14 protein-coding genes are annotated in these 12,508 nt (G+C 47.2%); all 14 read left to right on the top strand.

Annotated elements, in window-relative coordinates; all coding sequences use genetic code 11:
- Positions 1-366 carry a hypothetical protein gene (locus OXH00_07730; GenBank protein MCY3740894.1) on the top strand — a complete coding sequence of 122 codons (366 nt, stop codon included), beginning with the start codon at positions 1-3 and terminating at the stop codon, positions 364-366.
- 33 nt (positions 367-399) lie between these two features.
- Positions 400-765, top strand: a complete 366-nt coding sequence (locus tag OXH00_07725; protein MCY3740893.1) for a hypothetical protein — start codon at positions 400-402, stop codon at positions 763-765.
- A 211-nt stretch (positions 766-976) separates the two neighbouring features.
- Positions 977-1,519 (top strand): hypothetical protein, encoded by a 543-nt coding sequence (locus OXH00_07720; protein ID MCY3740892.1) that lies wholly within the window; start codon positions 977-979, stop codon positions 1,517-1,519.
- Positions 1,516-2,097 (top strand): hypothetical protein, encoded by a 582-nt coding sequence (locus tag OXH00_07715; GenBank protein MCY3740891.1) that lies wholly within the window; start codon positions 1,516-1,518, stop codon positions 2,095-2,097. The genes OXH00_07720 and OXH00_07715 overlap by 4 nt, the downstream gene beginning before the upstream one ends.
- A gap of 52 nt (positions 2,098-2,149) precedes the next feature.
- On the top strand, positions 2,150-4,069 hold the full coding sequence (locus OXH00_07710; GenBank protein MCY3740890.1) for a hypothetical protein: 1,920 nt from the start codon (positions 2,150-2,152) through the stop codon (positions 4,067-4,069).
- Between the two features lie 111 nt (positions 4,070-4,180).
- On the top strand, positions 4,181-4,735 hold the full coding sequence (locus tag OXH00_07705) for a hypothetical protein (GenBank protein MCY3740889.1): 555 nt from the start codon (positions 4,181-4,183) through the stop codon (positions 4,733-4,735).
- A 519-nt stretch (positions 4,736-5,254) separates the two neighbouring features.
- The gene (locus tag OXH00_07700) at positions 5,255-6,574 is read left to right on the top strand and encodes a PQQ-binding-like beta-propeller repeat protein (protein MCY3740888.1); all 1,320 of its coding nucleotides are present in this window, start codon (positions 5,255-5,257) and stop codon (positions 6,572-6,574) included.
- Positions 6,574-7,494, top strand: coding sequence for a hypothetical protein (locus OXH00_07695; GenBank protein ID MCY3740887.1), 921 nt, complete (start codon positions 6,574-6,576; stop codon positions 7,492-7,494). Before OXH00_07700 ends, OXH00_07695 begins: the two co-directional genes overlap by 1 nt.
- Before the next feature lie 40 nt (positions 7,495-7,534).
- Positions 7,535-8,989, top strand: coding sequence for a PQQ-binding-like beta-propeller repeat protein (locus OXH00_07690; GenBank protein MCY3740886.1), 1,455 nt, complete (start codon positions 7,535-7,537; stop codon positions 8,987-8,989).
- Positions 8,986-10,059: a hypothetical protein gene (locus OXH00_07685; protein MCY3740885.1), complete on the top strand. Its 1,074-nt coding sequence runs from the start codon at positions 8,986-8,988 to the stop codon at positions 10,057-10,059. The genes OXH00_07690 and OXH00_07685 overlap by 4 nt, the downstream gene beginning before the upstream one ends.
- Positions 10,060-10,136: 77 nt before the next feature.
- Entirely contained in the window at positions 10,137-10,475 is a 339-nt protein-coding gene (locus OXH00_07680; protein MCY3740884.1) for a hypothetical protein, read from the top strand.
- A gap of 500 nt (positions 10,476-10,975) precedes the next feature.
- Positions 10,976-11,839: a hypothetical protein gene (locus tag OXH00_07675; GenBank protein ID MCY3740883.1), complete on the top strand. Its 864-nt coding sequence runs from the start codon at positions 10,976-10,978 to the stop codon at positions 11,837-11,839.
- A 54-nt stretch (positions 11,840-11,893) separates the two neighbouring features.
- A complete protein-coding gene (locus OXH00_07670) occupies positions 11,894-12,166 on the top strand; it encodes a hypothetical protein (GenBank protein MCY3740882.1) in 273 nt (90 codons plus the stop codon).
- 21 nt (positions 12,167-12,187) lie between these two features.
- Positions 12,188-12,508 (top strand): hypothetical protein (locus tag OXH00_07665; protein MCY3740881.1); only part of this gene is annotated, 321 nt, incomplete at its 3' end.

Raw genomic sequence — 12,508 nt, 5'->3', positions numbered from 1 at the left:
ATGAAATACCTAAAAGAAACATGTTTGCTAATCATCTTGATGTTGCCTGTGACACTCCTTGCAGCACCACATGAACCCTCTCCGGCTGGAGGCGGTTGGCTTGAACTAAATCCCGAACTCCGACGCGTGCAAACTGAAAAACCTTGGTTTCCTGATTATCCAGGTCCGTTAACGATTGAGGCATGGGTATACATAGACAGACCGCCGAGCGTTCGAGATATCCGATCACTAACTGCTGGGGCCCGTGCTGCCTTCTCCATAGTAGGTCAGACAAACCGCTTTACCTGTGCCATTGTTGGTGATGGGTATAAAGCGAGTCCCGCCATTGTCACAAGAGGCGTTGAGGGTGGATCCGGAATAATATGAGGGACACAACCTACCGGGCGGTGGGTCTATTACGTGGCGATAATTGACGGCAGCTCTACTGTCGGATGTGGCGGTTCTATTGCTGGACTCGTCCCTGGGAGTCATCTCGCATCTATGAGTGAACCTCTTCTGATTGGTGGTGTTCCTGTTCTAAAGGAGAGTGGTCTGAAAGCGGTGCCTGCATCTGGCATGTATATAGACGAACTGAGAATCAGCCGTGTTGTGCGTTATGACGAAGGGGTGTATAACACGCCCATTGGCACATTTACTCCAGACGATGACACACTCGGTTTATACCATTTCGATGGAGATTCAACCGAACGCTATGAGGATGCCTCTCCACATCAAATTCCATTGATCCGCGTTAAAAAGAAAACCGAGTCCAGATCAAATCAGTAAGCAGCGGCTTATTGTGCTTTGAAATTTGATACTTGCTAAACAGTCTCTAAAAAATACAAATTTATCTGCTTTTTTCACAAAATGCACGTTTTCTACCGCAAAATTGTGTCTTTAACAGCAGGAAAGGTATGTTCCGTTCTGAAAGTGGAGAATTCATCTCGGATTCAAATGCATTGGTAACCAACATCAAGTAAAAAAGAGGTTTTTGTTTATGATGTATCGATTACACTTCATCGGTTTTCTTCTGCTCGTGACAACATCTCTAATCGGGTGCGGGATTCTCTTTAATGTCAATCGCAATGTCAATCGCGTCATGAGACTTGATCCTGTTATCCTCATACAGGATGATCTCCCGACAATGCGACTCATGGAGAATCTCCGCCTTTATGGATTTCCAGAGGAATCATCTATTATCGTAGGATGTGAACAGCGGTGGAATGTAAATCAACTGATTGTTCGATATTATTTATTTCCCTCCGAGGACACTGCCCAAAAAGTGTGGAAGAATGCGTGGGGATACCGCGTTGCCCGCCCGGCGAAGTTTCATCCCGAGCTACATCCCGAGGATGTCATTGGGGATGCGACATGGCACTACATCCCCAAGAGACAGACGGAAAAGATAAACGATATTGAAATTTTGTTCGTGAAAAACAATGTCGCCGTCCTCGTCATGGCAAAAAATCAACGCCAGTTCGCTCGGGACGTTGCCCGGAAAATTGAAGCCAAAATTGCGGCAGTATTGGAGGAAAAATGAAAACACAGAGTCTCTCAAGGCGGAATACTCCGCTAAGCCTCATCGGTTCTCTTCTGCTCGTGATAATAACGCTGCTCGGATGTAGGGGATTCGTCAATCGTGTCATAGAATCCGATACCGTTCTCCTCACACTGGACGATCTCCATAAGATGGGATTAAGGAAGAGTGGACGTACCAGTAGAAACCTAAATGATCTCTCATCTATAAAGAAATTACCTGTTATCGCAGGATTCGAGCAGGGATGGAGTGGAGGAGATCTGAATATTCAATATTGGTTATTTCATTCCTCGTCTACTGCGAAAAAAGCGGCGGAAGCAGAATGGACATGGCTTTTTGCCGCGGTGCCGAACTTTCACCCCGAGCTAAATCCCGAGGATGTCATTGGGGATGCGACATGGCGCAACATCCACAGGAGTTGGGAGGAATGCGAAAGGGGACCTACTGACATATATTTCGTGAAACACAATCTCTTTGTCAGCGTCAGGACAAACGGACCCCCATCGAATCGACTACAGGACGCCAGGGACATTGCCCGACATATTGAAACCCAAATTGCGGCAGTATTGAAGGAAAAATAAAACACAGACGCTCTCAAAGCGGAATGTGCCGACATGCTAAAAGGAACTGCAAATGTCTATTAAACAATCTCCCATTTTTTTAACGTTGATTCTGGTTTTAATGACCTCTATCCCAAGTACATCTGCCCAAAACTACATCAAATGGCGTTTACCGGCAGGGGCAAAACTCCGACTTGGGAAAGGTACTATAAAGGAAATTCAATTTTCACCAGATGACACCCGGCTTGCTGTAACAACGTCTATCGGCATTTGGCTCTATGATATACAGACGGGAAAAGAAATTGACTTATCCGCAGCGCATACCGGTAGTATTAAGAGTGTGAGTTTTTCGCCGGATGGCAAGGTGCTCGTTAGTGGGAACGCGGACGGTTCGGTTCGGCTCTGGGATGTCGAGACGCGGAATCTCTTGAAAACTCTCACGGGGCATACAGGTAGTGTTTTAAATGTGAGTTTTTCGCCGGATGGTAAGTTACTTGTCAGTGGTGGTGTAGTCGGTTCGATTCGGTTTTGGGATGTTGAGACAGGCAACCTATTGAAATCACTCACGGCGCATAGACATGCTGGCTACATGCCTGTTCATAGTATTTCAAGTGCCGGTTTCTCTCCTGACGGTAAGATGCTCGTTACTGGAAGTTGGGACAAGACAATTCGTTTGTGGGATGTTGAGACGGGCAAGCACTTGAGAACCCTCACGGGGCATATAGGCGGTGTTTTAAATGTGGGTTTTTCGCCTGACGGCAAGACGCTCGCCAGTGCAAGTAGCAACGGGACCATTCGGTTTTGGGATGTTGAGACGGGCAACCTATTGAAATCACTCAAGCGGCATAGGCATCGTGTTTTGAGTGCCAGTTTTTCTCCCGATGGCAAGACGCTCGCCAGTGCAAGTGTGAATGCTAAGGTTCGTTTATGGAATGTTGAGACAGGCAGGCACTTGAGAACCCTCACGGGGCATACAGGTAGTGTTTTAAATGTGAGGTTTTCACCTGACGGTAAGACGCTCACCAGTGCGAGTCTGGACAGGACAGTTCGTTTGTGGGATGTTGAGACAGGCAACCTATTGAAATCCAAATCCCTCACCGGGCATGTGAGTAATGTTAAGAGCGTGAGTTTTTCACCTGACGGCAAGAGGATCGTCAGTGGGAGTTCGGACAGGACGGTTCGTTTATGGGATGCCGAGACAGGCAACCTATTGAAATCACTCACGGAACATAAAAGCGAGGTTACGCGTGTCGATTTCTCTCCAGATGGCAAGAGGGTCCTCAGTGTAAGTCAGGACAAGACGGTTCGTTTATGGGATGCCGAGACAGGCAACCTATTGAAAACCCACAAAGGGCGTAAGTGGCGGGTTTCAAGTGTGAGTTTTTCGCCGGATGGCGAGGTGATTGTCAGTGGCGGTGTCGCGGAAAAGATCGTTATTGGCGATGTGGGCAGAACAGTTCGTTTGTGGGATGCCGAAACGGGTAACCTATTGAAATCTCTCACAGAGCATACGGGGGCGGTTTTGAGTGTGAGTTTTTCGCCGGATGGCAAGATGATCGCCAGTGCGGGTACGGACGGTTCGGTTCGGTGCTGGGATACTGAGACAGGGGACTTGTTGAAAACCCTTACGGGGCATATGGGGAGTGTTTTGAGTGTGAGTTTCTCTCCAGACGGCACGGTACTCGGCAGTAGCAGTGTGGACAGTTCGGTGCGTTTATGGGATGTTGAGACGGGCAAACTATTGAAATCCTTCTCAACCTATACAGGTGAGGTTAAAAGTGTGAGTTTTTTCCCGAATGGCAAGACCCTTGCGAGTGGGAATTCGGATGGTTCGGTTCGGCTCTGGGATGTCGAGACAGGTAACTTATTGAAAACCCTCATGGGGCATATGGGTAGTGTTGAGGGTGTGAGTTTTTCACCTGACGGCAAAACGCTCGTCAGTGGCAGTGTGGATGGAACAATTCTCCTATGGGACACGTCCTCGGTTAAATGATAATTCCTCACACCTATAGTATTGGATTTCGGGTCTAAGTTTCCAGCACACCCTGACGAGATCCATCAACCGAAAGATTGAATCCAAAATTGAGTCAGTATTGGAGAAAAAATGAAAACACAGATTCTCTCAAGACAGAGTATGCCAGTAAGCAGCATCGGTTTTCTGCTGCTCGTGACAATAACCCTAATTGGGTGCGGAATTCTCTTTAATATCAATCGCGTCATGAGACTTGATCCGGTTATTCTCACACAGGACGATCTCCGTATGATGCGACTCACATCGAGTGACCGCCTCCCTGGAAACTCGAAATTATCTATTATCGTAGGATTCGAGCAGCGGTGGAATGAAAGTCAATTGGTTATTCGATATTGGTTATTTGACTCCGCGTACACTGCGAAAAGAGGGGTAGACGCATTGAGTGGCACTATTGCCGCCGAGTTGTACTTTTACCCCCAGCTGAGTCCCGATGCTGTCATCGGAGATGCCACATGGTGCCATCTCAATCAGCACACTGTCAAAATGAGCAGTCCTCTCTTGTTCGTGAAGGACAATGTCGGGGTGCTTGTCATGACAAGCAGGCCATCGTCAAATCAACTCCATTTCGCCCAGAACATTGCCCGAAAGATTGAAGCCAAGATTGCGGCAGTAGTAGAGAAAAAATGAACACGGAGTTCCCAAGAAACTTGATCCGCTTGAAAACGGTTCTATCACACTACGTATCCTTTCCTTTAAGGCCCACCTACAAAACGCTAAATCTATCTGTTTTCAGAGGCACCTTGACCGCTGCCTGCTCATAGAAACCTATGGCTATCTGTTGACAACTATTCCTCAATTTAAATCCTTTCTCAAAAACACCAGAAGTGATATAATAATATATCAAAAGATATTCAGAACAAAACCATCTGGTGCGCTGTCAGATTTATGAATGCTGTACCATAAGGCACTCTAATAGGCGTGCCGAGTTAAACATTAAGACCTTTTTCAGCGTCTTATAGTAAAATCCGAAAATAAGTTTACACTTGTAGCCTAAACTTTTAGTTTGGGTTTCCTTGTAGCATAGGAAACTGTTCCTGTAGCATATAACTTCAAAGTTCACACGACGATACGAGTGTATAAGTAATTACGAAATCTACTATAATAAGATTGCAGATACACGTAACATACACGAGGAGGAACAGAAATTTGCGTTATCAGAAACCGATCTGTTGTCGGTTATTCATTTGTTTTCTTTTAGTTGCCGTTCCTATGTCCGTTGTGGCTGGTGATTGGCCAACGTGGCGAGGACCGAATCAAAACGGCACCTCTCCTGAAACTGGGTTAATCTCAAATTGGTCGGTCGAAGGTGAAAACCTACTTTGGGAAGCAGAATTTATCGGGCGTTCCACACCGATCGTTCTTAACGACAGAGTCTATGTCATCGGGCGTGTCGGCAAAGACATCACCGAACAGGAACGCATCGCCTGTTTCGACGCAGAAACCGGCGAACTGATTTGGAATTATCAATTTAACGTCTTTCACACCACGATCTCCTTCAACCGTGTCGGCTGGACAAGCCTCGCTGGCGACCCCGAAACCGGGAATATCTATGCACACGGTGTCCAAGGGCTCTTCTTCTGCTTTGACAAAGACGGAAATATCGTCTGGTCCCGCTCACTCACGGAGGAGTATGGACGGATATCCGGTTACGGTGGACGTGTACATACGCCTATTATCGCAGGCGACCTTGTCGTTATCAGTTATCTTAACTCAGGATGGGGCGCGCACGCCGCGACACGCCACCGCTACTTCGCTTTCGACAAAGGGACCGGTGAACTGATTTGGATTTCGACCCCCGGTGGTAGACCTTTAGACACGACTTACTCTACACCCGTCGTTGCCAATATCAATGGACAACAACTCATCATCGGTGGTAATGCCGATGGCGGTATCTACGCTATGAAACAGAGTACCGGAGAGATGGTCTGGGGATTTAAATTAAGTCAACGCGGGATCAATACATCCGTCGTCGTTTCAGGCACGAAGGTCTACACCTCGCATAGTGAAGAGAATATAGATAGTACCGAAATGGGACGTGTTGTCTGTATCGATGCAACTGGTTCTGGTGATGTCACCAAAACCCACGAACTCTGGCGGTACGATGCCGTTAACGTCGGATACGCATCCCCTACAATTCACGGCGGACACCTCTATGTCGTGGATAACTCCGCTAATGTTCATGCTGTTAATGCGGATACGGGTGAGTTACTCTGGATGCACAATATCGGTAAAGTTGGTAAAGGTTCACCGGCTTGGGCAGATGGAAAACTCTATGTCACGGAAGTCAACGGCGGATTTGTCATCCTTCAACCCGGCGAAGATAAGTGTGAGACATTAAGCACGCAAGAGATAAGCCGGGCAGACGAAGATCACTACGTCGAAATCTACGGTTCACCCGCTATTGCTGATGGACGTATCTATTTCACTACAGAAGAACGCCTTTACTGTATCGGGAGAAATGAATAATGAGAATTTCTATTTCAATGTCCGCTATACTGATTGTCTGTCTACTTGCCGCTGGTTGTGCCAGCAAAGAGATGGTGCCTAAACCTCTTGAGATGAACACTGCTCCAGCTGTCTCATTGTTGCTTACGCCCGCTGAAAAACTCACATCAGGCGATCCTATTGAATTCAGGGTCATCGGGTTCGATGCAAACGGAAAACAGACGAGCGCAGTCGGCGCTATAGAGTGGATGAAAACTGGATTAACAGGGACACTACAAAACAACACATTCACACCCGATAAAAGTGCAGGGGCGCATGCTGGCACTGTCGCCGTGCAATCCGGTGATATGAAAGCGATGGCTCGCGTCCGCGTTATACCATCGCTCCCGTGGACAGAGGATTTTGAGACGATTGAACTCGAAAAGATACCAACACATTGGATTGGCGCGACCGGCAAATTCTTTGTCCGTGAGAAGGATGGCGGTAAAGTTTTAGTCAAAACACCAGTCCAACGCGGCTTAAACCGCTCTAATGTCTATCTCGGTCCCTCAACAATGAAAAACTATCAAATTCAAGTTGACCTAATGGGCACCAAAGATAAACGCAGACTGCCAGACATGGGCTTAATCGCCAACCGCTACACATTGGATATGCAGGGCAGACACCAACGCCTGCAAATCCGTTCGTGGGCATCAGACTTACGCATGGCGAAAACTATTGACTTTGAATGGGAGACGGATGTCTGGTACACCATGAAGATGATGGTAGAGGTGATAAACGATAAAGCCCTGATTCGAGGAAAGGTATGGCGAACCGGTGAACCTGAGCCTGCAGAATGGACAATCACTGCTGAAGACCCACTACCGAATCGCGAGGGAAGCCCCGGCATCTACGGTTACTCCGCAACTGTTATCTACTACGACAATCTAAAAGTATGGTAAACGAACCACGAATAATATCAAATCATAAGGAGTCGTTCAATTGAAACCGCTTTGGAAATTACGATCTATCTACCTCATAAAACTTGCAGTATTTCTTGCTTTTGCTGTATCCACCGCCTCTGCTGAAAAAGAAATCGCTTTATGGGGTGGAACGTTAAGCCGGAACATGGTCTCTGACGAAAAGAATATCCCAGCAAGTTGGGATCTCGAAACCGGTGAAAATATCAAATGGACCGCAGAACTCGGTTCGCAGAGTTACGCAGGGCCCCTCGTCATTGGCGGAAAGGTCTTTGTTGGAACAAATAACAAAGCACTCTACAACCCGAAACTCACCGGCGACCGCGGGAATCTCATGGCATTTCGCGAATCCGATGGCAAATTCCTATGGCAGTCAACCCACACCAAACTCACCTCTGGTAGAGTCAACGACTGGCCCCTACAAGGAATTTGTTCCACACCGTTTATTGAGGGCGACCGACTCTACTATATCTCTAACCGTTGTGAAGTCGTCTGTGTTGACACTGAAGGTTTCCTTGATGGTGAAAACGACGGTCCCTTTACCAACGAAACCGAAACAAGCGAGATTGATGGCGATATCATCTGGAGTTATGATATGATGGATGAATTGGATGTTTTTCCGCATAATCTCGCCACCTGTTCACCACTCGTTGTCGGTGATCTCCTTTTTCTTGAAACAAGTAACGGTGTTGATGAAGGGCATATCCACATCCCTTCTCCTGATGCCCCATCCTTCATTGCGTTGAATAAAAACACTGGGGAACTCGTCTGGGAAGATGCTTCTCCCGGTGAAGGTATACTACACGGGCAGTGGTCAAACCCCGCTTATGGCGTTATCAAAGGTGTGCCACAGGTTATCATCCCCGGCGGAGACGGCTGGGTCTATGCGTTTGCACCAGAAACCGGCGACATTATCTGGAAGTTTGACTGTAACCCGAAAGCTTCTGTCTGGGAACTCGGTGGACGCGGCACACGCAATAACATCATCTCAACGCCTGTCGTTTATGACGATAAGGTCTTTATCGCTGTTGGACAAGACCCCGAGCACGGTGAAGGTGTAGGACACCTCTGGTGCATCGATGCCTCCCAAACCGGTGATATTACCGAGACCGCTGGAATATGGCACTTCGGGGATGAGCAGTTCAATCGCACGATGTCCACTGTCGCCATTGCCGATGAACTTCTCTACATCGCAGACCTCAGCGGATTTCTCTACTGCTTAGATGTCAACACCGGTGATCTCTACTGGAAGTACGATACCTTTGCCGCTATTTGGGGCTCACCCTATGTTGTAGACGGCAAGGTCTACCTCGGCGACGAAGATGGCGATGTTGTCGTCCTAAAGGCAGGTAAAACGGAACAGTTCCTGTTTGAAATGAATATGGGCAGTGCAGTTTATACGACACCTATGGCAAAAAATGGTGTGCTTTACATCGTAACCCGGAATATGCTCATCGCGATAGAAGAGAAGAAATGAACCTTACCCGAAAAATTACTGAGAACCAAAAAGCACTCGATGCACATGTCCGGGAAATCGTCAAATGGCACTTCAGCCCAAAGACCGGATCTCCTTTCTGGTTGGAATACGCTGAAAATCTCGACTTTGATCCGCGAAAAGAAATAGGCGGTTATGCCGACCTCAAATGCCTCGGACATTTCCAGGATGAATGGCTCCGCGGTGGACCCGTCCGACGCTGGGTACCGAAGGCTTACGCCAAGGAACCGATCTATGTCTTTGAAACCGGCGGCTCAACAGGTGTTCCGAAGTCACGGATTAGCATCCGAGATTTCCATATCGATTATGAGATTTTCAGTAAAACCCTCTCTGACGAAGGTTTTCCACCCGGTAGCGATTGGCTCATGTTAGGTCCAACCGGACCGCGCCGGTTACGGCTCGCTGTCGAGCATCTCGCGCAACATCGTGGCGGTATCTGTTTCCACGTAGATCTCGACCCGCGCTGGGTGAACCAACTCGTGCGTTACGGGAAAAATGAGGAGTTGGACGGGTATAAAAACCATGTGATCTCGCAGGCACTCAACGTACTACGCGCCCATGAAAACGTTCAATGCCTTTTCACCACGCCGAAGCTGCTGGAGGCACTCTGTGAAAAAATTTCCTTGCCAAAAGCCGGTATCAAAGGCATTTTCTGCGGTGGCACCGAGATGGACGCACAGTTCCACCGATTCGCACGTGAAGAACTCGTACCGGGCATTGACTTTATCCCGACCTACGGCAATACACTCATGGGGTTAGCTACCTGCAAACCTTTTGATCCAGCGGATAACTACGCAATTATCTATTATCCGCCATCGCCGCGTGCTGTCATTGAACTCGTTAACCCAGAAAACCCAGAGGAAACTGTTGATTACGGTGAAACTGGGCGCGTCATGCTCACAACCCTAACAAAAGAATTTTTTGTCCCTCGTTTCCTTGAACGGGACGAAGCCGAACGCGCCGAACCGATACCAGAATACCCCTGGGACGGCGTTGAAAACCTCCGTCTCCTCACCGAACTTCAAGAAAGCGTCGTCGTAGGCGTTTACTAATCATTTATGTTGAGTAAAAGCAATGTGAAAGGTTCTAATAGTCTACCTCGAAAAGAATTGAAAAGGAGGCGACAAATATGAAAGCAATTCAGGTTGTTGAAATTCGAGATCCGGTCTACGAAGAGACCTACACTGCCCACATCCAAAAAAACGGTGCCGCGTGGATAGGATGGATACCAGAAGTCCCCGAAGTAGAATGCGAAGAGTACACGAGAGAAGCATTACTAAAAACTCTTGTGAAAGACCTACATGAAGCCTTAGAAGCTGAACAGGAAGCGTGGGAAAAACAGTTTGAGGCGGATGTGAAGGCAGGACATCTGGATTATCTCTCTGAAAAAGCCCTTAAAAATTTTCGAGAGGGCAGGTATTATGAATTGGACAAACTTCAAGAATTGGTAGAAAAAAACAATAAGTAGATTAGAGTTTGTTTTCCATGCAGATTCTAAAGTCTATCTGAAGTTCCGACTCCGTTCAAAATTGTGCCTGAACGACGGGGGCTATATTTTCGAGAAGAACACCAAAACTGGAAAATGAGATTAACTCCCTGCTTAATTTGTGGCTAACTGTGGGAATAAACGCAAACATGGAACACATCCTGAATGAAAATTTTTGGAGGTTTTGCGCGAAACTCCGGCAAGATGTTCAGAGACGGGTCCCTCAGAAATTTGAGTTGCTACGGCAAAATCCAAGACATCCTTCCCTCCATTTTAAAAAAGTTGGAGATCATTGGGCTATTAGAATCTGTAAGGGCTATCGGGCAGTAGCACGTAAAGCAAATAACACCTTCGTCTGGTTTTGGGCAGGCTAGCACGACGAATACATGCGGCGGATCCGGTAACCGAAACACAATCGTTCTTTTACTTCGTGGCGGAAAAAGTTCAAGCTCCGCCATCTTGATTTGAAATGGGGAATTTTGATGACGGGAGATAAAATCGTGGTAGACTTTAGTGATGCTCTCAGCAGTGCAGCAACGGTGCAAGTACAAGCACATCGGGATCCAATTGCGGATGCGACATACAATTTGCACCAACCCACACAAGAAAAGTTTGATCGGCTCAAAGCAAGGTGGCCAGAACCAGTGAACATGGAGTTGGCAGACACCTTAGAGTTGTTTAATTTCAAACCCTTGCACCCACTGAAAAATTACAGCACAGCAGATTTTCAAGTCTTTCTTCCGCCGTCACCCGTCGACATAGGAGATGTTTGGGATATAGATTCAGAAGAGATTCTTCCTTTTCTTCGCCAATTTCACCTGGGGGTAACAACGGAACTTCGGTACTACAGCAAAAAACGTGAAAGGCAAGTCCGAAAAGGCACAAATGGAGCCAAAGCATGTTTAAAAGCAATTTCGCCCGAACATATTGAGATCGCTTTCCGAATTCATGCGTTGTTTATGTTAGATGGCCCCGAGGCACTTTTTATGCCTGCACAATTTGCTGGACACTTGGTAATTAATCGGAACACACGGCGTCTCTATAAGTTTTCACTTTCGCTTCCTTCACGCAATAGCAATGTGGATATTAATGCATTCGGCGTAGCAGACATTGTCTTTGTTCCTCACATGGAACTCTCGGCTTTATCAGACGCACCTATACACGAGATAGCATGGGAAACTACCATTACTGAAGAAGAAACTCGCAAAAAGTTAGCGACTGCATTCTACAAATTCGCTGAAATCGAGTGGACACCGATTGAAGATGTCGTTGAACTCGCGAAAGGAACAAATCGTCCCATCCATGCGTTAGTTTTATTTGGGACACTTGATGACGAATCCTGCTGAGGGACAGGTAAAACTTTGAGAGCGGGTCCGCTCTCCTCAACGAGAGTTATCAAGTTGCTTAACACAAAGTTTGTGAATACATGGGTTTTACTCAAAGAATTACCGGATCTTCAGGACGGTGCCAAAGGAGCTGCTGCAGCTGCCTTAGCCACAAAACTCCAAGAACACTTTGTTTATCCTGTTGATCCCATGATTCTAACACCGGAATTAGCGTTTATCCAGAATCTACCGACAAACGAGTTTATCAAGTCCGTTCCAATCGCTAAAGAACGGAAATCCCAATATCTAACGTGGCTAAAGTCATCTTTAGCGCAAGTAGGGAGATAGACACTCAAAAGGAGCCTGAATATGATAACAAAAATTGAAAAAGCCTTCCGATCCCCCTATGCCGTGCCGAACGGTTTACAAGTTACAGACGACGGTTTATGGATCGTTGACCAGATTACCGATAGAGTCGCCTTAGTTGAAATCACATCAGACCCGGACTATACCGTGCCGAAACTTATCCGCGACATTCCGAGCGAATGCTCCAACACAAGCGGGATGACGTATGGAGATGGCGCGCTCTGGCTGGCTGCAAACGGTTCTGGCGAACGCTGGCGTCCTATCCGGGATACTGATGCCGAGACAGGTGAGGTCTTCAAAGTTGATCCAGCTACTGGCGAAACC

It is taken from the genome of Candidatus Poribacteria bacterium, assembly GCA_026706025.1.
Taxonomy (GTDB): domain Bacteria; phylum Poribacteria; class WGA-4E; order WGA-4E; family WGA-3G; genus WGA-3G.
This window is presented reverse-complemented; position numbering and strand designations above follow the sequence as displayed.